A 20,252-nucleotide genomic window follows, 5' to 3' on the forward strand; every position below is an offset into this window, starting at 1 on the left:
CGAACCCCGCCACGCCGAGCCCCTCGCGGCGCGCAATGAGCCCTGCCGTGCCCGGACCCTGCCGTGCCGGGCGCCGAACCCTCCGGCAGTCGGCGCCGAGGCCCCTCGCGGCGGTCGCCGAGCCGTCCGCCGAGACCCCTCACCCGGGTGCACCCGCCGCTCCACCTGTCCCTGGATCGGTCGAGTCATGGACCTCACCCCAGCCCCGAACCGCCCCAACTCCACCCCCGAAACCCGCCCCGAAACCCACGCTTCCCTGAATCGATCCAGTCACCAAATCCCGCCCCTCATCGAAGACCGGCGAACACCCACCGCACCCCGCACACCCAGCCGGAACCGGTCCCGGCCCCCGAACCGCCCGCCCCCTTTGGTCCGCCGTGGTCCACCCTCCGGAACTCCAGCAAAATCACCAGGCTTCTTAATCGATTCTTGACCCGTTCGCCAAGTGGTGGAAGTCTCGTCAGGGCAGTCAGGGACGCGCATGCCCGCACGCTAGGGTTGCCGCGAGCCCGCAAGTCACGGCCGGACGCCCCGGCCGATCCTCAGAGGAGTGGCAGCAGTGACCGTTCGCGTAGGTGTCAACGGCTTCGGCCGGATCGGCCGCAACTTCTTCCGCGCCGTCAAGGCGAGCGGCCACGACATCGAGGTGGTCGCGTTCAACGACCTCGGCGACGTCGCCACCATGGCCCACCTGTTGAAGTACGACTCCATCCTGGGCCGGTTCCCGGGTGAGGTCAGCGTCAGCGACGAGGGCATCGTCGTGGACGGCAAGACCATCAAGGCCCTCGCCGAGCGCGACCCGGCCAACCTGCCCTGGGGTGACCTGGGCGTGGACGTCGTCGTCGAGTCGACCGGCTTCTTCACCAACGCCGACGCCGCCAAGGCGCACATCGCCGGCGGTGCCAAGAAGGTCATCATCTCCGCGCCCGCCAAGGGCGAGGACCTGACCGTCGTCCTCGGCGTCAACGACGACAAGTACGACGGCTCGCAGGTCATCATCTCCAACGCGTCCTGCACCACCAACTGCCTCGGCCCGCTGGCCAAGGTGCTGAACGACGAGTTCGGCATCGAGCAGGGCCTGATGACCACGATCCACGCGTACACGCAGGACCAGAACCTGCAGGACGGCCCGCACAAGGACCTCCGCCGCGCCCGCGCCGCCGCGCTGAACGTCGTGCCGGCCTCGACCGGTGCCGCCAAGGCGATCGGCCTCGTGCTGCCGGAGCTGCTGGGCAAGCTGGACGGCTACGCGCTGCGCGTCCCGGTCCCGACCGGTTCGGCCACCGACCTCACCGTGACCCTGAAGAAGTCCGCCACGGTCGACGAGATCAACGCCGCCTACAAGGCCGCCGCCGAGGGTCCCCTCGCCGGCATCCTGCGCTACTCGGTCGACCCGATCGTGTCCTCGGACATCGTCACCGACCCGGCGTCCTGCATCTACGACTCGCCGCTGACCAAGGTCATCGGCAACCAGGTCAAGGTCGTCGGCTGGTACGACAACGAGTGGGGCTACTCCAACCGCCTCGCGGACCTGATCAAGCTCGTCGGTTCGAAGCTCTGAGCCGGATGTCCGTCAAGAACCTCGACGACCTGCTGGGCGAGGGCGTTCAGGGCCGGTACGTGCTCGTGCGGTCCGACCTGAACGTCCCGCTCGACGGGGATCGCATCACCGACGACGGCCGGGTCCGCGCCGCGCTGCCGACGATCAAGAAGCTCGCCGACGCGGGCGCCAAGGTCGTCGTCACCGCGCACCTCGGCCGCCCCAAGGGCGAGCCGGACCCGAAGTACACCCTCGCGCCCGTCGCCAAGCGGCTCTCCGAGCTGCTCGGTGCCGAGGTCGCGCTGGCCGGTGACCTGGTCGGCGAGTCCGCGAAGGCGCTGACCGGCGGCCTGGCCGACGGCGGTGTCGTCCTGCTGGAGAACGTGCGCTTCGACGCGCGCGAGACCAGCAAGGACGCCGTGGACCGCTCCGAGCTGGCCGCCGAGCTGGGCGCGCTCGTGCCCGGCGGCGCGTTCGTCTCCGACGGCTTCGGCGTCGTCCACCGCAAGCAGGCCTCGGTCTACGAGGTCGCGTCGGTGCTCCCGGCGTACGCGGGCGGCCTGGTGCTGGCCGAGCTGGACGTGCTGAAGAAGCTGACCGACGACGTCCAGCGGCCGTACGTGGTCGTGCTCGGCGGCGCGAAGGTGTCCGACAAGCTCGGCGTCATCGCGAACCTGCTGACCAAGGTCGACCGGCTGCTCATCGGCGGCGGCATGGCGTACACCTTCCTCAAGGCCCAGGGCCACGAGGTCGGCCAGTCGCTGCTGCAGGCCGACCAGCTCGACCAGGTCAAGGGCTTCCTCGCCGAGGCCGAGAAGCGCGGCGTCGAACTGGTCCTGCCGGTCGACGTGCTCGCCGCGACCGAGTTCGCCGCCGACGCGGAGAACGAGGTCGTCGAAGCCACCGCGATCCCGGCCGACCGCCAGGGGCTGGACATCGGCCCGAAGAGCCGGGAGCTGTTCGCCGGCAAGCTGGCCGACGCCAAGACCGTGTTCTGGAACGGCCCGATGGGCGTGTTCGAGTTCGAGGCCTTCTCCGGTGGCACGCGTGCGGTCGCGGAGGCGCTCGTGAAGAGCGACGCCTTCACCGTGGTCGGCGGCGGCGACTCGGCGGCCGCGGTGCGGCAGCTGGGCCTGCCCGAAGACGGCTTCTCGCACATCTCCACCGGTGGCGGCGCCTCGCTGGAGTACCTCGAGGGCAAGGAACTGCCGGGCGTGACGGCCCTGGAGGAGAAGAACTAGTGGCACGCAAGCCGTTCATCGCCGGCAACTGGAAGATGAACCAGAACCACCTCGAGGCGATCGCGCTCGTCCAGAAGATCGCCTTCGCGCTGCCGGAGAAGTACTACGCGAAGGTCGACGTGGCGGTGCTGCCGCCGTTCACCGACATCCGCAGCGTGCAGACCCTGGTCGACGGCGACAAGCTGTCGCTCACCTACGGCGCCCAGGACATCGCGCCGCAGGACTCGGGTGCCTACACCGGTGACGTGTCGGGCCTGATGCTGGCGAAGCTGGGCTGCAAGTTCGTCGCCGTCGGGCACTCGGAGCGGCGCGAGTACCACGCCGAGACCGACGAGCTGGTCAACAAGAAGGTCAAGGCCGCGCTCAAGCACGGCATCACGCCGATCCTCTGCATCGGGGAGAAGCTCGAGGTCCGCGAGGCCGGCGAGCACATCCACCACACCACGACGCAGCTGATCGAGGGACTGAAGGGCCTCAAGGCCGAGCAGGTCCAGAGCGTGGTCGTCGCGTACGAGCCGGTCTGGGCGATCGGCACCGGCAAGGTGGCCTCCTCGGCCGACGCCGAAGAGGTCTGCAAGGCCATCCGGGCCACCCTCCAGGAGAAGTACGGCGACGAGGTCGCTTCGTCCGTCCGGGTGCTCTACGGGGGGTCGGTGAAGTCGGGCAACATCAGCGAGCTGGTGGCCTGCGAGAACATCGACGGGGCCCTGGTCGGCGGAGCGAGCCTCGACGGCGAGGAGTTCACGAAACTCTGCGCACTCGCCGCGGGCGGGCCGCTGCCCTGATCGAGGCCACGACCGGGTAACCTGTGTATCCGGTCCGTCACACAGCAGTGGACGAGTCCAGGGGTACGGTGGAGGTCGGAAACGACCATGCCGTACCCCTGCATTCTCCTAGAGCCCAGAGGATGACATGAAGCTGTTCCTGCAAATCCTGTTGATCGTCTCCAGCGTCCTGCTGGTGGTCGCCGTGCTGCTGCACCGTGGCCGGGGCGGTGGCCTGTCGTCGCTGTTCGGCGGTGGGATGCAGTCGAGCCTGGCCGGGTCGAGCGTGGCCGAGAAGAACCTCGACCGGATCACCCTGCTGCTGGGCGCGGTCTGGCTGATCAGCATCGTGGGCCTGGGTCTGCTGCTCAAGGTGTGACGCGTCCGGCGTCTCGCCGCCGCGATCGCGACCGGATCCGACGGCGGAACGCGCGATTCGGCGTGCCTATAGGGGGGCGCGCCGCCGATTCCTAGGTGTGAGGATTCATGGTTGGCGGTAACGCGATTCGGGGCACCAGGGTGGGTGCCGGTCCTACGGGCGAATCGGAACGGGGTGAATCGGCGCCGCGGCGCCGCGTAGCTTATTGGTGCGCCAACGGCCACGAGGCCCGGCCGTCGTTCGCGCTCGACGCGGAAATCCCCGACGAGTGGGACTGCCCCCGCTGCGGGCTCCCGGGCGGGCAGGACGAGAAGAACCCGCCGGCCGCGCCGCGGACCGAGCCCTACAAGACGCACCTGGCCTACGTCAAGGAGCGCCGCAGCGACTCCGACGGCGAGGCCATCCTGGCGGAGGCGCTGGAACGCCTGCGCAAGCGCCGGGAAATCCTCTAAGCAGTTCGGGCCCAAAACCACCCCGGGACACCTCGGGGTGGTTTTTCGCGCGCCCGGGACTGAGCAGCCCCCGTTTTCCACGCTACCGGGAGGCACCGACAGTTCCGCGCGCTCGCGGAACGTCGCCGGCCGGGACGACGTGAATGACTCATTCATGTCGTCTGACGACAGGAATGAGTCATTCACTACGTGCGAACCCCGGAACTGTCGGTCCTCAGGGCTAGCCTGGAAAACGGGGGCTGCTCAGCGCGGCGTCAACGGTCCAGCGGGTACCGGGCCCGCACCCGGAAGCCGCCGTCCTTCGACTTCGACGTCTCGAAACTGCCGCCCAGCAGGCGGGCCCGCTCGGCCAGACCGGTCAGCCCGTGACCTCCCGAAGGGAGTGACTCGCCCGGCCGGCTCGCGCGCTCGTTGCGGACCTCGATCTTGAGTGCGCCGTGCTCACCCTGGATGCGGATGGTCGCCGTCGCGCCCGGGGCGTGCTTGTGGACGTTCGTCAGGCACTCCTGGACTGTCCGGTAAGCCGCCGCCGAGACCTGGTTGGGGAGGGCTTCCGGGAGGTGCTCCACGGACAGGTGCACCGGGACCTCCGACGTCCGGATCAGCCGGTCGAGGTCGTTGATGCCGGGACGCGGGCCGTCGTCGTCGGCGCCCGCGCGCAGCACGCTCAGCAGCGAGCGCAGTTCCTCGAGCGTCCGCTTCGACAGCGTCCGGATGACCTGCGCGGTCTCCTGGGCCCGGTCGTCCGACGTCTGGGCCTGCAGCGCGCCGGCCTGCATGGCGATCAGGGTGATCTGGTGGGACACCACGTCGTGCATCTCGCGGGCCAGCCGGGCGCGCTCTTCGGCGCGGACGGCGTCGGCGTGGAAGCGGCGCTCGCGGTCGCGGCTCGTGGCCAGCTCGGCGAGCTTGTTCGCGACCTCGGCCCGCGCCCCGATGAGGAGGCCGATCGCGATCGGCATGCCGGCGACGAGGACGCCGTAGATGCCGTCGAGGATGTGCTCACGCCAGCTGAGCTCGGCGAAGTCCTCCAGGGGCCACTGCACGAACCGGCAGATCCACACCAGCGCCGCGCCGACCCAGGTCTGCCAGTGCAGCTGGCGGCGGGTGGCGAGCATGCCGAGCGTGATCATCGAGGCGAGCTGCGCCCAGCCGGCCAGGAAGCCTGGGACCGCGACGAGCACCGCGAGGAACGGGAACTTCCGCCGGAACACCACCGCGAGGCAGGCGGCGCCGGAGAGCCAGATCGAGTACGGCTGGGCCTTCTCGGGGATCACCAGCCAGACGTCGAGCACTGCCAGGATGACCGCGGCCGCCTCGATGGCGAACGTGACCACGGCGGGCCGGGGTAGTGAGCCGAACACGCTCAGCCCCCGCTTTCGAACCCGCTCGGCGGCCGACGGCCCCGAGCTCGCGATCGAGATGCCTGGAATCGAGAGTCCCTCTGTACTCATCGCTGGCGACCCCATTCGTCTTGTGGACTTGTTGGTGAGAGGTGCTCAGGGCCCGATCGGGACGCGCAGCAACGAACAAATGTGCGGATGCTAACGAGGTCGCGTACGAAGACAGTAAGTTTCACCCGCCGTCGGTGTTCCGGCGTCCGGATTCCGTAACGACTTGGTCCAAAAGGGGGAAGGTCGCGCCAGGGTGCTACTCAGAGTGGAGCAAGTGCTGCTCTGCGTGTACTCGGACGACCACATCGTGGGAATCATGTTACCCACGTGTGGCCGTCCGGCGGAAGTTCTTCAGGCCGCCATCGAGTTGAGGTCGTCGCTGAGCAGGTCGTCGAGGCCGCTCGCGCACGCCTTCGCGGTCTCGATCGACCGCGGCAGCATCCCGGCCTCGTAGGCCATGACCGCCTCGTCGACGCTCGGTGCCGTCGCCAGCGCGGTCGCGAGCTCGGTGCCGTCGAGGAGGGCGAGGTTCGCGCCGACCCCGAGCGGCGGCATCAGGTGGGCCGCGTCGCCGAGCAGGGTGAGGCCCGGCGTGTGCGTCCACGCGTGGGGGACCGGCAGCACGTGCAGCGGCCGGTGGATGAACCCGCCCTCGACGTCGGCCAGGAACCGGAGCACGTCCGGGTGCCAGCCGGCGTAGCGCTCGAGCAGGTCGGCGCGCACGGCGGCGGTGTCGGCGAAGTCGAGGCCGGCATGCCAGTCCTCGGGCGCGTAGAACACGGCGTAGCAGCGGACGTCGCCGTTGCTCGTGCGCTGCGCGAAGAGCGCGTGCCCGCCCACCTTGGTCACCATCGTGCCCCGGCCGGTCAGCGCCGCGAGGTCCGATGAGGCGTCGTGGCCGAACTCGACGAACGTGACCCCGCTGTAGACCGGCCGGACGCCGGTCAGGGCCCGGCGGACGCGGGACCACGCGCCGTCCGCGCCGACCACGAGGTCGAAGTCCCGGGTCTCGCCGCCGTCGAACGTCAGCCGTCCGCCGGCGACGTCGGTGATCGCCTGTCCCCAGCGGATGGTGCCGGGTGCGAGCGAGTCGAGGAGGAGGCCGCGGAGCTGGCCGCGGTCGATTTCGGGGCGGAAGTCGCCGTCGGGGGTTTCGTCGATGACGACCTCCGCGGTGTGCGGGTCGAGGGCGCGCATCTGCTGACCCTCGGGGCGGGCGAGGTCGCGGAACCGGTCGTACAGGCCGGCGGTGCGCAGGGCGACCTGGCCGGTGTCGCCGTGCATGTCGAGCGTGCCGCCCTGGGGACGGGCTTCGGCCGACGCTTCTTGTTCGAAGACGGTGACGTCGACGCCGTGCAGCTGCAGGACGCGGGCACAGGCCAGGCCGCCGAGGCCGGCGCCGGCGATCGCGATGGAGTTCATGGCTTCCCCCGGGAAGTTCGGGGCCACCGGCTGGTCCGGCGGCCTGAACCCAGAAAAGCATAGTGACTCAAAAAGTGCAACGACTAAACTTTTGAAGTGAGTTCACCATCACGTAGGCTGGTGCCATGACCGAAGTGATCGGGCGCCGCGAGCGCAAGAAGGCCCAGACGCGGCAGGCGCTCGCCGACGCCGCGCTGAAGCTGTTCCTCGAACGCGGCTACGACGAGGTCGGGGTGAAGGAGGTCGCGGACGCCGCCGACGTCTCGGTCACGACGCTGTTCAAGTACTTCCCCAGCAAGGAAGCGCTGCTCTTCGACCAGGACGACGACATCGAGGCGGCCCTGGTCGCCGCCGTCCACGGCCGCCCGCCGGGCCACACGATCGTGGACGCGCTGCGCAAGCACATCCTCCGCGACGTTTCCGACGGCGGCCCGGACGAGGAATTCCTGCGCCTGATCGAGAGCACCCCGGCCCTGCGCGAGTACGGCAGGCGCATGTGGATGCGCCACGAGACGGCGCTGGCCGACGCCATCGCGGCGGAGTCGGGCGCGCCGGCGGGCGACGTCCGGTCCGCGGCACTGGCGAGGTTCGCCCTCGCCTCGCGCGACCTGATCACGGCCCACGAAAACCCCCGCTGGGCCGCGGAGGAGATCTTCGGCTGCCTGGAGCGCGGCTGGCGCACGGATTGAGCCGGAAAAAGTGAAGGCCCCCTGCCGGAGCAGAGGGCCTTCACCGGAACGAGCTCACGCCGTGGGCGGCTGGTACACCTTCGTCAGCTTGCCCGCCGCGGACCGGTCCAGCAGCCACAGCGTCCGCCGGTGCCCGCGGGCCCCGGCCACCGGCAGCTGGACTTCCCCGGCGCCCGAAAGCGCCAGCGCCACCGCGTCGGCCTTCGCCGAACCCGCCGTCATCAGCCACACGTCCCGCGCCTGCCGGATCGCCGGCAGCGTCAGCGAAACCCGTGTCGGCGGCGGCTTCGGGCAGTTGCGCACCGCCACCACCGAACGCTCGGACTCGTACACCGCGGGCGACTCCGGGAACACCGACGCCGTGTGGCCCTCGCCGCCGAGGCCCAGCAGCATGATGTCGAACGTCGGGACGTTGCCGTGGTCCTCCGGGCCGGCGTTGTCCGCCAGCACCGAGGCGTACGACGCCGCCGCCGCGTCGACGTCGTCACCGAACTCGCCGTCGGACGCCGCGATCGCGTGGATCCGCTTCGGGTCCAGCGGCACGTGGTCCAGCAGCGCTTCGCGGGCCTGCTTCTCGTTCCGCTCGTCCGAATCCGCCGGGACGAACCGCTCGTCGCCCCAGTAGATGTCCAGGCGGGACCAGTCGATCGCGTCGCGGGCCGCCGAAGCGCGCAGCTCCGACAGCACCGCGATGCCCGTCCCGCCGCCGGTCAGCACCAGGGACGCCGTGCCCTTGGCCGCCTGGACGTCCACCAGCCGCGTGACCAGCCGGGCGGCCGCCGCGGCGGCCAGGAGGTCCTGGTTCGCGTAGACGACTACTTCGGTCTTGCTCATTTCTTGGCTCCGGCCGCCGCGGCGGCGGGGGACGTGACGTCGGCCTTCGGCGGGGCTCCCGTCTTGCCGTTGGTGCCCGTGGCGATCTTGCCCAGGCCGTGCAGGGCCGCCTCGTAGATCTCGTCCGGGTCGAGCCGGCGGAGCTCCTCGATCAGGCAGTCCTGGTTGTTGCGGCGCTGCAGCGCGATCCGGCGGGTCGGCTGGCCCGGCTGGGTCAGCGTGCCGACGCGGCCGTCCGGGCGGTGCAGCTCCACCGGCCCGGAGCGGCGGTCCAGGGTCACCGAGATGATCCCGGCCGCGCCCGCGCTCTTCACGCGCTTCACCGGCGCCTTCAGGTACTCCGCCAGCCAGCCGGCCAGCAGCTCGGTGGACGGCGAGTCGGCCTCGCCGGTCACCGTCGCCCCGGTGATCTTCTCGAACGGCGGCAGGTCCAGCGCCGACACCAGCTGCGCCCGCCAGCGGGTCAGCCGGGTCCACGCCAGGTCGGTGTCGCCCGCGGTGTACGCCTTCGCGCGCGCGGTCAGGGCCCGGACCGGGCTCTTCTCCGCGGCGGAGTCGGTGATCCGGCGCTGCGCCAGCTGGCCCAGCGGGTCGTTCGCCGGGTCCTTCGGGCCGGCACCCGGCCACCAGCAGACGATCGGCGCGTCCGGCAGCAGCAGCGGCACCACCGCGCTCTGGCCCTGCGAGGCCAGCGGGCCGTAGAGCCGCAGCACGATGACCTCGCTCGCGCCGGCGTCGCCGCCGACGCGGATCTGGCCGTCGATGCGCGGGGCCGCGGTGCGGGCGCCCTTGGCCACCACGATCACCCGCGACGGGTGCTCGCGGCTGGCGCCGTTGGCCGCTTCGATCGCCTCTTCGAGGTGGGCGTCGTCGTCGGCCACGATGACCAGCGTCAGCACCCGCCCGAGCGCCACTTGCCCACCCTGTTCGCGGATCTCCACCAGCTTCTTGTTCAACGCCGAAGTCGTGGTGGACGGCAGGTCGATGATCACGGGCGCCTCCATTTCCGGCCGGTGCGCTCCAGCATTTCGTCGGCGGACGGCGGCCCCCAGGTGCCCGGCGGGTACTGCTCGGGCGCGCCTTCCTTGGCCCAGTGCTCCAGGATCGGGTCCAGGATCTTCCAGGACAGCTCGACCTCTTCGTTCACCGGGAACAGCGACGGCTCGCCCAGCAGGACGTCGAGGATCAGGCGCTCGTAGGCCTCGGGGGAGGACTCGGTGAACGCGTGGCCGTAGCCGAAGTCCATCGTGACGTCGCGGACCTCCATCGTGGTCCCCGGCACCTTCGAGCCGAACCGCAGGGTGATGCCCTCGTCCGGCTGCACCCGGATGACCAGGGCGTTCTGCCCCAGCTCCTCGGTCGACGTCGAGTCGAACGGCAGGTGCGGCGCCCGCTTGAACACGACGGCGATCTCGGTGACGCGGCGGCCGAGCCGCTTGCCGGTGCGCAGGTAGAACGGCACCCCGGCCCAGCGGCGGTTCTGCACCTCGAGGGTCACCGCCGCGTAGGTCTCGGTCTTCGAGTCCTTCGCGAAACCCTCTTCCTGCAGCAGGCCCGGCACCTTCGTGCCGCCCTGCCAGCCGCCCGCGTACTGGCCGCGCGCGCTCGTCTTGTTCAGCGGCCCGAGCGGCTTGGTGCCCGAGAGCACCTTGATCTTCTCCGCGCGCAGGGCCCGCGGCTCGAACGACAGCGGCTCCTCCATCGCGGTGAAGGCCAGCAGCTGCAGCAGGTGGTTCTGGATGACGTCCCGGGCGGCGCCGATGCCGTCGTAGTACCCCGCGCGGCCGCCGAGGCCGATGTCCTCGGCCATGGTGATCTGCACGTGGTCGACGAAGTTGGCGTTCCAGATCGGCTCGAACAGCTGGTTCGCGAAGCGCAGCGCCAGGATGTTCTGCACCGTCTCCTTGCCGAGGTAGTGGTCGATGCGGAACACCGACTCCTCGGGGAAGACGTCGTTGACGATCGCGTTCAGCTCTTCGGCGCTCTTCAGGTCGTGCCCGAAGGGCTTCTCGATGACCACGCGCCGCCACGTCTTGTCGTCGGCGTTGGCCAGCCCGGAGCGGGCCAGCTGCTTGGTCACCACCGGGAACGCGCTCGGCGGGATCGACAGGTAGAACGCGGTGTTGCCGCCGGTGCCGCGTTCCTGGTCGAGGTCCTTCACCGTCTGCGCGAGCCGGTCGAAGGCGTCGTCGTCGTCGAAGGTGCCCTGCACGAACCGGATGCCTTCGGCGAGCCGGTTCCACACCGACTCCTTGAACGGCGTCCGCGCGTGCTCCTTGACCGAGTCGTGCACGAGCTCGCCGAAGTCCTGGTGCTCCCAGTCGCGCCGGGCGAACCCGACGAGCGAGAAGCCCGCGGGCAGCAGCCCGCGGTTGGCCAGGTCGTAGATGGCGGGCATCAGCTTCTTGCGGGCCAGGTCGCCGGTGACACCGAAGATCACCAGGCTGGACGGCCCGGCGATCCGGGGGAGCCGCTTGTCCCGCGGATCGCGAAGGGGGTTGCTCCACGTCATGCGCCGACCTCCTGTACCGCGCGGACGACCGCCGCGAGGCCCGCGGCCCGGTCGGTCAGGTGCAGGCGCAGCACCGGGCGGCCGTGCTCGGCGAGCACCTGCCCGTCACCCAGTGCCTGCGCGTGCTGGAGCTGGCCCAGCGTGTAGGGCCGGTCCGGCACGTCGAGGTCCTGCTCGACCGCGCCGGTCAGCTGCAGGAACACGCCGTTCTGGTGGCCGCCCTTGTGGTACTGGCCGGTGGAGTGCAGGAACCGCGGTCCCCAGCCGAACGTCGTCTGCTTCCCGGTGCGCTTGGCGATCTCGCCGCGCAGCACCGCCGTCGAGGCGTCGTCGAGCCGGTCGAGGTAGGCCTGCACGGCGATGTAGCCCGCGTCCGGCGCCGAAGCGAAGAACGCGCGCAGCACGTCGGTCAGGCTGCCGTCCGTGGAAACCCCGTCGCTGCCGAAGATCTCGACGGGACCGTCCACATTGGACGCGGTCTCGCCGCCCTTCAGCTTCTCCGGGTCGTCCAGCAGCGCGCGGGCCGCCTTCTTGGCCGCTTCCACATCGGGCTGGTCGAACGGGTTGATCCCGAGCAGCCGGCCGGCGAGCGCGGTGGCGAACTCCCACAGCAGGAACTGCGCGCCGAGCGAGCCGGTGACGGCGATCTTCGCCGCGCCCTGCGGGCTGCCGACCGCGGTGGCCGTGGCGTCGGACTTCGCGTCGGCGAAGCCGGCCGCCTCCGGGCCCTCGACCGCGACCGGCAGCAGGCCGGTGCCCTGCTTGCCGGTGGACTCGGCGATCAGCTGCTCCGCCCAGTCGGGGAAGCCCTTGATGCCCGAACCGGTGTCGGCCAGCACGACCTTCTCGGCGCCCGCTTCGTGCGCGGCGGCCCACGCGGCGGCCAGCTTGACCGCCGGGTTGGCCGCGTCGTCCGCGGCGAGCTCTTCGGCCACCGAAGCGGCCTGGTCGAGCAGCCGGGCGACGTCCGCGCCGGCGAGGCCGGCCGGGACGAGCCCGAACGCGGTCAGCGCCGAGTAGCGGCCGCCGACGTGCGGGTCGGCGAGGAAGACCTTGCGGTAGCCCTCCTTTTCGGACAGTTCCTGGAACGGCGAGCCCGGGTCGGTGACGACCACGATCCGCCGCGCCGCGTCGATCCCCGCGTCGGCGAACGCTTTCGCGAAGATCCGCCGGTGGCTGTCGGTCTCGACGGTGCCGCCCGACTTCGACGACACCACGATCACCGTGCGCTCGAGGTCGCCGGCGAGCGCGTCGGCGACCTGGCCCGGGTCGGTGGTGTCGAGGACGGTCAGCGGCACGCCGTCGGTCGCGGTGATCACCTCGGGCGCCAGCGACGAACCGCCCATGCCGGCCAGCACGACGCGGTCGACGCCTTCGGACCGCAGCTCGGTCCGCAGCGCCTCGATCTCGCCGATCAGCGGCCGCGACGACTTGTGCAGCGTCGTCCACGACAGCCGGATCGACGCCTCGGGTTCGGCGTCCGGCCCCCAGAGCGTCGCGTCCTGTGCCGCCAGCTTCGAAGCAGCCTGGTCGGCGACCAGCTGTCCGGCCAGCGGCGCGGCGCGCTCCGCCAGTGCGGCGTCCACGATCTCGACGCCGGTCTTCTCACCTGTGGTCATGTCGTGCTTCAGCCCTTCGCCTTCTCGAGCTGCCCGTTCACGGTCTCCAGAAGCTCGGTCCACGACTTCTCGAACTTCTCGACGCCTTCGTTCTCCAGCACCAGGAAGACGTCGGTGATGTCGATGCCGGCGGCCGACAGCTTGTCGAAGACCTCCTGCGCCTCGGCGCCGCGCCCGGTGACCTGGTCGCCCTTGAGGTCAGCATGCTCCGCGACGGCGTCCAGCGTCTTCTCCGGCATGGTGTTGACGGTGTCCTTGACCACCAGGTCGTCGACGTAGAGCGTCGGCGAGTAGTCCGGGTTCTTCACCCCGGTCGAGGCCCACAGCGGGCGCTGCGCGTTGGCGCCGTCGGCAGCGAGGGCCTTCCAGCGGTCCGAAGCGAACAGCTCCTCGAAGGCCGCGTAGGCGAGCCGGGCGTTGGCGACGGCGGCCTTGCCGCGCAGGGCCTTCGCCTCGTCGGTGCCGATGGCGTCCAGGCGCTTGTCGATCTCGGTGTCCACGCGGGAGACGAAGAACGACGCGACCGAGTGGATGCCGCGCAGGTCGTGGCCGTTGGCCTTGGCCTGCTCCAGCCCGGCGAAGAAGGCCTCGATGACGGCCTTGTAGCGCTCGACGGAGAAGATCAGCGTGACGTTGACGCTGATGCCCTCGGCGAGCGTGGCGGTGATCGCCGGCAGGCCCTCTTCGGTGGCCGGGATCTTGATCAGCACGTTCGGCCGGTCGACGGTCTTCCACAGGTCCTTCGCCTCGGCCACCGTCTTGCCGGTGTCCTTGGCCAGGCGCGGGTCGACCTCGATGGAGACGCGGCCGTCGACGCCGTTGGTGGCGTTGTAGACGTCGCGGAACAGGTCCGCGGCGTTGCGCACGTCGGTCGTGGTCAGGTCGCGGATGGTCGCCTCGACGTCGGCGCCCTGGGCGGCGAGTTCACGGGTCCGCTCGTCGTAGGCGTCACCCTTCGACATCGCGTTCGCGAAGATCGTCGGGTTGGTCGTGACGCCGACGACGTGCTTGTCGCGGATCAGGTCGGCGAGGTTGCCGGTGTTCAGGCGTTCACGCGAGAGGTCGTCGAGCCAGATCGACACACCGGCCGCGGACAGCTGCGCGAGCTTGTCGTTGCTCATTTGCTGCGTCATCCCCTTCAGGAATTCTTGGTGTTCTGGATCGAGCGGCGCGCGGCCTCGACGACTGCTTCCGCGGTGAAACCGAACTCACGGAACAGTGTGGCGGCATCGGCGGAGGCGCCGAAGTGCTCGATCGAAACGTTCACCCCGGCGTCACCGGTGAAGCGGTGCCACGACTGGGCGATGCCCGCCTCGACGGACACGCGGGCCTTCACACCGGCCGGGATGACGGATTCGCGGTAGGCCGCGTCCTGCGCGTCGAACCACTCGACGCACGGCATGGACACGACACGCGCCTTGACGCCGTCGGCGTCCAGGGTCTTCTTCGCCTCGACCGCCAGCTGGACCTCGGACCCGGTGGCGATGAGGACCACGTCCGGGGTGCCGTCGGAGTCGGCCAGGACGTACCCGCCCTTGGCGACGCCCTCGGCGCTGGTGCCCTCGAGCACCGGCACGTTCTGGCGGGTCAGCGCCAGGCCGGACGGGTGGTGGACGTCCTCCAGGACCGCCTTCCACGCGTACGCGGTCTCGTTGGCGTCCGCCGGGCGGACGACGTTGAGGCCCGGGATCGCGCGCAGCGCGGAGAGCTGCTCGATCGGCTGGTGCGTCGGGCCGTCCTCGCCGAGGCCGATCGAGTCGTGCGTCCACACGTAGGTGACCGGCGCCTTCATCAGCGCGGCCAGCCGGACCGGCGGGCGCATGTAGTCGGAGAAGATGAGGAACGTCGCGCCGTACGGGCGGGTGCCGCCGTGCAGCGCGATCCCGTTCAGGATCGAGCCCATGGCGTGCTCGCGGACGCCGAAGTGCAGCGTCCGGCCGTACGGGGTGGCCTGCCACATCTCGGTGGCGGCCTTCTCGGGACCGAACGAGTCGGCGCCCTTCATCGTCGTGTTGTTGCTCTCGGCCAGGTCGGCCGAGCCGCCCCACAGCTCCGGCAGCGGCTCGGCGAGGGCGTTGAGCACCTCACCGGAGGCCTTGCGGGTGGCGATGCCCTTGGCGTCCGGCTCCCACTTCGGCAGGTTGTCGGCGAAGCCCTCGGGCAGCGTGCGGGTGGACAGGCGGTCCGCCAGCTTCTTGCGCTCCGGGTTCGCGGCGCCCCACGCCTCGAACTTCTTGGTCCACTCCGCGTGCGCGGCCTTCCCGCGGTCGAGCGCCTGGCGGGTGTGCTTGAGCACCTCGTCCTCGACCTGGAACGACTGCTCCGGGTCGAAGCCCAGGATCTCCTTGACCGCGGCGACCTCTTCGGCGCCCAGCGCGGCGCCGTGCGCCTTGCCGGTGCCCATCTTCTTCGGGGCCGGGTAGCCGATGACGGTCCGCAGCGCGATGAACGACGGGCGGCCGGTCTCGGCCTTGGCGGCCTTGATGGCCTCCTCGATCGCGACGACGTCCTCGCCGCCCTCGACGACCTGGGTGTGCCACCCGTAGGCCTCGTAGCGCGCGACGGTGTCCTCGGACAGCGCGATGTTGGTGTCGTCCTCGATCGAGATCTTGTTGTCGTCCCAGAAGACGATCAGGTTGCCCAGCTCCTGGCGGCCCGCGATGGACGAGGCCTCGGAGGTCACGCCCTCTTCGATGTCGCCGTCGGAAGCGACGACGTAGACGTAGTGGTCGAAGATGCTCTCGCCGGGCGCGGTGTCCGGGTCCAGCAGGCCGCGCTCGCGGCGGGCCGCCATCGCCATGCCCACGGCGTTGGCCAGGCCCTGCCCGAGCGGGCCGGTCGTGGTCTCGACGCCGTCGGTGTGGCGGTACTCCGGGTGGCCCGGGGTCTTGGAGCCCCACTTGCGCAGCTGCTTGAGGTCCTCGAGCTCGAGGCCGTAGCCGGCGAGGAACAGCTGGATGTAGAGGGTGAGGCTCGAGTGGCCCGCCGAGAGCACGAACCGGTCGCGGCCCGGCCAGTTCTGGTCGTTCGGGTCGTGACGCAGCGTGCGCTGGAAGAGCGTGTAGGCCAGCGGCGCCAGGCTCATCGCGGTGCCGGGGTGGCCACTGCCACAGTTTTCGACCGCGTCGGCCGCGAGCACCCGCACGGTGTCCACGGCGCGGGTGTCGGCGTCGGTCCAGTCGGCGGGCACATTGCGCCGGAGGAGCGGGTTGTTCTCGCTGGTAGTGGCGGTTTCGGACACTGAACTCCAACTCCCGGTCATGATGGTTGCGGCTGCTCTTCCTCGTTCCGGTTACCCGTGCGCGCGGCTACCTATCTCAATCGATCCCGAAGGGACGATATTCCTGCTCGCGGCCATGCGCAGGGGCAATCGCGGCCCGTCGCGGCCAGCCTAGTGCTTCGGGGAGTCGAGGACCCGCGATCACCCACGGGATTCACCACGTCTAACATCGTTCGAGGGTTCAGTAGGGCTGGTTCTTCGGCTACCCGGACTGGTCCCGCCCCGAACCTGACGCAGGGAGTGAAATGTCGTTGGTGAACGCTGCGCACGGACGCAGTGACGACACCAGCGCCGTGCACCCGACCGGTGAGCGACCGCACGGTGACCGGCGAAGCCTCCGCCGGGTCGTCGGCGCCTACGCCGCGCTGGCGAAGCCGCGGGTGATCGAGCTCCTCCTGGTCACCACCATCCCGGCGATGTTCCTCGCCGGCCGTCAGATCCCGTCGCCGTGGCTGGTCCTGGCCACGCTGGTCGGCGGGACGATGGCCGCGGGCAGTGCGAACGCGCTCAACTGCGTGATCGACGCGGACATCGACAAGGTGATGAACCGCACGAAGCGCCGCCCGCTGGTCAAGGACTCGGTGCCCCGCCGCGGCGCGCTGATCTTCGGCTTGGTCATGGGTGTCGCGTCGGCGGCCGTGCTGTACCTCACGGTGAACCTGCTGTCGGCGATCCTGGCGGTCGCGACGATCCTCTTCTACATCTTCGTTTACACGCTCGGCCTCAAGCGGCGCACGTCGCAGAACGTCGTCTGGGGCGGCGCGGCGGGCTGCATGCCGGTGGTCATCGGCTGGGCGGCCGTCACCGGCACCGTGCAGTGGCCGGCGTTCGTGATGTTCGGCGTCATCTTCTTCTGGACGCCGCCGCACACCTGGGCGCTGGGCATGAAGTACCGCGACGACTACGAGCGCGCCGGCGTCCCGATGCTGCCGGTGGTCGCCACCGCCCAGCACGTCGCCCGCCAGATCGTCATCTACTCGTGGGTGATGGTGGCGTGGACGCTGCTGCTGCTCCCGGTGACGTCCTGGCTGTACGGCACGTTCGCGATCCTCGCGGGCGGCTGGTTCCTCTTCTACGCGCACAGCCTGCAGGCGGCGGTCCGGCGTGGTGAAGAGACCAAGCCGATGGCGTTGTTCCACCGGTCGAACACGTACCTGATGATCGTGTTCGTGGCGCTGGCCGTCGACTCGGCGATCGGCCTGCCCACCCTCGGCCTGCCGTTCTGAGACGGATCGGGATCGCGGTCGCCGCGGTCGTCGTCCTGGGCCTGCTCGTCCTCCTCGGCCGGGGCCGGGTCGACCTCGACCAGAACCGGCTCCTCGGGACCGGCTGCGCCATCCCGGCCAAGATCACCGCGGTCCCCGGCCCGGCCCCCGACGGCGGCGCCGTCCGCGTCGCCGAACAAGGCCCGGGTGCCGCCGTGCTGGAGAACACCAGCACCCTCGCGGCCTACCGGATCGTCGTCACGGCCGGCGCCCGGACCGTGGAGGTGCCGGTGCTCACGCCGGGACAGCGGATCGGCGTCGTCCTCGACCGGCCCGCCGTCGGCCCGGCCACCTGGCTGCCCTCGGAGTCCCTCGGCGGCTTCACGCCCGTGACCGCCGACGTCGTCCCCGGCGGGGTCCGCTACCGCTCCGGAAACTGCCGCGCGCTGACCAGCCGCGGTGCCGCGGTGCTGTTCCGCGCCCCGGACGGGCGAATCACCAGTGGTGCGCAGCTGCCGCCGGCGGAGGTGTCGTGCGCGCCGGGGGAGAAGGTGCTGCCCGTCGCCGTCCGGGCCGGCGAGATCTCCCCGTACTGCGCCCTCGGGACGGAATGATCGCGCGGCGACCGCCGTTACACTTCGTTGGCTCTTTTCCTTGAGGCGAAAGCAGGATCTTTGTCTTCGGACGACTTCTCCGCCGAGCTCGCCCGCGAGCAGGCGTACGTCACCACGCTCTACGCGAAGCTCGACGCCGAGCGCGTCGACGCCCAGCGCCGCCTCGACGAGACCTTGCGGCAGACCGGCGGCACCCCGCAGGCCCGGACCGAACGCGACGTCGCCACCACCCTCTACACCGACCGGCTCGCCCAGCTCGGCTCCGTCGAGCAGGGCCTTGCCTTCGGACGGCTCGACTTCGTCCCCGAGAGCACTGAGGAAACCACCTACATCGGCCGGCTCGGGCTGTTCGACGAGGACGACGACTACAAGCCGCTGCTCGTCGACTGGCGGGCGCCGGTCGCGCGGCCGTTCTACCTCGCCACCGCGGCGTCGCCCGAAGGGGTGCGCCGGCGGCGGCACCTGCGGTCGCTGACCCGCAAGGTCACCGGCTTCGACGACGAGGTCCTCGACCTCACCGCCGCCGACCAGGGCCAGGACCTCGGACTGGCCGGTGAGGCCGCGCTGCTGGCCGCGCTCGAACAGCGGCGCACCGGTGAGATGAGCGACATCGTCGCGACCATCCAGGCCGAGCAGGACCGCATCATCCGCGCCCCGCTCGGCGGCGTCATGGTCGTGCAGGGCGGGCCGGGCACCGGCAAGACCGCCGTCGCGCTGCACCGCGCGGCCTACCTGCTCTACACGCACCGGCAGCAGCTCACCACGCGCGGCGTGCTGGTCGTCGGGCCTAACAGCACGTTCCTGCGCTACATCGGCCAGGTGCTGCCCTCGCTCGGCGAGACCGGTGTGCTGCTCGCCACCATCGGGCAGCTCTACCCGGGCCTGGACGCCGACGGCGCCGAACCCCGCGAGACCACCGAGGTCAAGGGCCGGCTGGTGATGGCCGACGTGCTCGCCAACGCCGTCCGCGACCGCCAGCGCGTGCCCGAGCCGGTGCTGGAGATCGAGTACGAGCACGACGTGCTGCGGCTGGACCGCAAGACCTGCACCGACGCCCGGACCCGCGCCCGCCGCTCCCGCCGCCCGCACAACCCGGCGCGGCGCCTGTTCGTCTCCGACGTCCTCGACGCGCTGACCCGGCAGGCCGCGCGGAAGCTGGGCGACGACCTGCTCGACGGGCAGGACCTCCAGGACATCCGGGCCGAGCTGGCGGCCGACGAGAACATCGCCGCGGCGCTGAACGAACTGTGGCCCGTGCTGACCCCGGAAGGCGTCCTCGACGACCTGTTCGCCGACCGCGAACGGCTCGCGAGCGCGGCCCGGAAGCTGCTACCCGCCGCGGACCAGGCGCTCCTGGAGAGCGGCCGCGACGCGCGCTGGACGCCCGCCGACGTCCCGCTGCTCGACGAGCTGGCCGAGCTGATCGGCGTCGACGACACCGAAGCCCGCGTCGAGCGCAAACGCCGTGAGCGCGAGGACCGCGCGTACGCCGAGGGCGTGCTCGACATCCTCGAACAGGACGAGGAGATCATCGACGAGGAGCTGCTGCGCGTCTCCGACGTCCTCGACGCCGAGCTGTTCGCCGAGCGCCAGGTCGCGCGCAGCGAGCTGACCGCGGCCCAGCGGGCGGCGCAGGACCGGACCTGGACGTTCGGGCACGTGATCGTCGACGAGGCCCAGGAGCTGTCGGCGATGGACTGGCGGTTGCTCATGCGCCGCTCGCCGAACCGCTCGATGACGCTGGTCGGCGACGTCGCCCAGACCGGCGCGGCGGGCGGGGCGCGGTCGTGGGGCGAGGTGCTCTCGCCGTACGTCGCGGACCGGTGGCGGCTGGAGGAGCTGACCGTGAACTACCGGACGCCCGCCGAGATCATGGCCGTGGCCGCGCGGGTCCTCGCGGAAGTGTCCCCGGAGCTGGAGGCGCCGTCTTCGGTGCGGGAGACCGGGGTGCCGCCGTGGTCGGCGCGGGTGGCCTCGCTGCCGGCGGAGCTGCCCGCGCTGGTGGCGCGCGAACTGTCCGAAGTGGACGGTGGCACGGTGGCGGTGCTGGTGCCCGCCGCCCGGCTCGAGGCGGTTTCCGAGCTGCTCGGGGCGTCGGACGAACGGCTGAGCGTGCTGACGGTCGAGCGGTCGAAGGGCCTGGAGTTCGACGCGGTGGTGCTGGTGGCGCCGGACGAGGTCGTCGCGGGTTCGCCGCGCGGGCTCAACGACCTGTACGTGGCCCTGACGCGCGCGACCCGGCGGCTCGGCGTGGTCCGGACCGGTGACGAGGTACCGGCACTCTCCGTGCTTGGCTAGGGTGCCTCG

At 70.8% G+C, this 20,252-nt stretch carries 17 protein-coding genes; 9 read left to right on the forward strand and 8 right to left on the reverse strand.

Going from position 1 to position 20,252, the window contains the following annotated elements; translation table 11 throughout:
- Positions 1-559 precede the first annotated feature (559 nt).
- From gap to G3I65_RS34365, 5 genes are all read left to right on the forward strand, one after another.
- Entirely contained in the window at positions 560-1,561 is a 1,002-nt protein-coding gene (gene gap / locus G3I65_RS34345; RefSeq protein ID WP_086865673.1) for a type I glyceraldehyde-3-phosphate dehydrogenase, read from the forward strand.
- A gap of 5 nt (positions 1,562-1,566) precedes the next feature.
- Positions 1,567-2,781 carry a phosphoglycerate kinase gene (locus tag G3I65_RS34350; protein ID WP_160699786.1) on the forward strand — a complete coding sequence of 405 codons (1,215 nt, stop codon included), beginning with the start codon at positions 1,567-1,569 and terminating at the stop codon, positions 2,779-2,781.
- The gene (tpiA, locus tag G3I65_RS34355; RefSeq protein WP_160699787.1) at positions 2,781-3,566 is read left to right on the forward strand and encodes a triose-phosphate isomerase; all 786 of its coding nucleotides are present in this window, start codon (positions 2,781-2,783) and stop codon (positions 3,564-3,566) included. The genes G3I65_RS34350 and tpiA overlap by 1 nt, the downstream gene beginning before the upstream one ends.
- 127 nt (positions 3,567-3,693) lie before the next feature.
- Positions 3,694-3,924: a preprotein translocase subunit SecG gene (gene secG / locus G3I65_RS34360; RefSeq protein ID WP_003071471.1), complete on the forward strand. Its 231-nt coding sequence runs from the start codon at positions 3,694-3,696 to the stop codon at positions 3,922-3,924.
- Between the two features lie 107 nt (positions 3,925-4,031).
- The gene (locus G3I65_RS34365; protein WP_086856717.1) at positions 4,032-4,376 is read left to right on the forward strand and encodes an RNA polymerase-binding protein RbpA; all 345 of its coding nucleotides are present in this window, start codon (positions 4,032-4,034) and stop codon (positions 4,374-4,376) included.
- A 254-nt stretch (positions 4,377-4,630) separates the two neighbouring features.
- On the opposite strand, the gene G3I65_RS34370 is transcribed toward G3I65_RS34365, so the two are convergent.
- A complete protein-coding gene (locus tag G3I65_RS34370) occupies positions 4,631-5,830 on the reverse strand; it encodes a sensor histidine kinase (protein WP_166640936.1) in 1,200 nt (399 codons plus the stop codon).
- 291 nt (positions 5,831-6,121) lie between these two features.
- Positions 6,122-7,192: an NAD(P)/FAD-dependent oxidoreductase gene (locus tag G3I65_RS34375; RefSeq protein WP_160699789.1), complete on the reverse strand. Its 1,071-nt coding sequence runs from the start codon at positions 7,190-7,192 to the stop codon at positions 6,122-6,124.
- Between the two features lie 125 nt (positions 7,193-7,317).
- On the opposite strand from G3I65_RS34375, the gene G3I65_RS34380 reads away from it, so the two are divergent.
- Positions 7,318-7,881: a TetR/AcrR family transcriptional regulator gene (locus G3I65_RS34380; RefSeq protein WP_160699790.1), complete on the forward strand. Its 564-nt coding sequence runs from the start codon at positions 7,318-7,320 to the stop codon at positions 7,879-7,881.
- Between the two features lie 54 nt (positions 7,882-7,935).
- Here G3I65_RS34380 and pgl read toward each other — a convergent pair whose 3' ends face one another.
- Genes pgl through tkt form a run of 6 tightly spaced genes read right to left on the reverse strand, consistent with a single transcriptional unit; the run spans position 7,936 to position 16,087 of the window.
- On the reverse strand, positions 7,936-8,715 hold the full coding sequence (gene pgl, locus G3I65_RS34385; protein WP_160699791.1) for a 6-phosphogluconolactonase: 780 nt from the start codon (positions 8,713-8,715) through the stop codon (positions 7,936-7,938).
- Positions 8,712-9,707, reverse strand: coding sequence for a glucose-6-phosphate dehydrogenase assembly protein OpcA (gene opcA / locus G3I65_RS34390; RefSeq protein WP_160699792.1), 996 nt, complete (start codon positions 9,705-9,707; stop codon positions 8,712-8,714). The genes pgl and opcA overlap by 4 nt, the downstream gene beginning before the upstream one ends.
- Positions 9,704-11,227, reverse strand: a complete 1,524-nt coding sequence (gene zwf, locus G3I65_RS34395; RefSeq protein WP_086856722.1) for a glucose-6-phosphate dehydrogenase — start codon at positions 11,225-11,227, stop codon at positions 9,704-9,706. Before zwf ends, opcA begins: the two co-directional genes overlap by 4 nt.
- Complete coding sequence (locus tag G3I65_RS34400) at positions 11,224-12,846, reverse strand: glucose-6-phosphate isomerase (RefSeq protein WP_160699793.1); 1,623 nt, start codon at positions 12,844-12,846, stop codon at positions 11,224-11,226. The genes zwf and G3I65_RS34400 overlap by 4 nt, the downstream gene beginning before the upstream one ends.
- Positions 12,847-12,854: 8 nt before the next feature.
- Positions 12,855-13,967: a transaldolase gene (gene tal / locus G3I65_RS34405; protein WP_160699794.1), complete on the reverse strand. Its 1,113-nt coding sequence runs from the start codon at positions 13,965-13,967 to the stop codon at positions 12,855-12,857.
- Between the two features lie 17 nt (positions 13,968-13,984).
- Positions 13,985-16,087, reverse strand: a complete 2,103-nt coding sequence (tkt, locus tag G3I65_RS34410; RefSeq protein ID WP_160699795.1) for a transketolase — start codon at positions 16,085-16,087, stop codon at positions 13,985-13,987.
- A 284-nt stretch (positions 16,088-16,371) separates the two neighbouring features.
- Between tkt and G3I65_RS34415 the strand changes: the two genes are divergently transcribed.
- The 3 genes from G3I65_RS34415 (at position 16,372) to G3I65_RS34425 (ending at position 20,243) form a co-directional block, all read left to right on the forward strand.
- Positions 16,372-17,352: a heme o synthase gene (locus G3I65_RS34415; protein ID WP_160699796.1), complete on the forward strand. Its 981-nt coding sequence runs from the start codon at positions 16,372-16,374 to the stop codon at positions 17,350-17,352.
- Positions 17,353-17,546: 194 nt separating this feature from the next.
- Positions 17,547-17,945 carry a hypothetical protein gene (locus G3I65_RS34420; protein ID WP_160699797.1) on the forward strand — a complete coding sequence of 133 codons (399 nt, stop codon included), beginning with the start codon at positions 17,547-17,549 and terminating at the stop codon, positions 17,943-17,945.
- A 60-nt stretch (positions 17,946-18,005) separates the two neighbouring features.
- Positions 18,006-20,243, forward strand: a complete 2,238-nt coding sequence (locus tag G3I65_RS34425) for an ATP-binding domain-containing protein (protein ID WP_203612595.1) — start codon at positions 18,006-18,008, stop codon at positions 20,241-20,243.
- Positions 20,244-20,252 lie beyond the last annotated feature (9 nt).

The organism is Amycolatopsis sp. SID8362 (genome assembly GCF_010550475.1).
Lineage (GTDB): Bacteria > Actinomycetota > Actinomycetes > Mycobacteriales > Pseudonocardiaceae > Amycolatopsis > Amycolatopsis eburnea.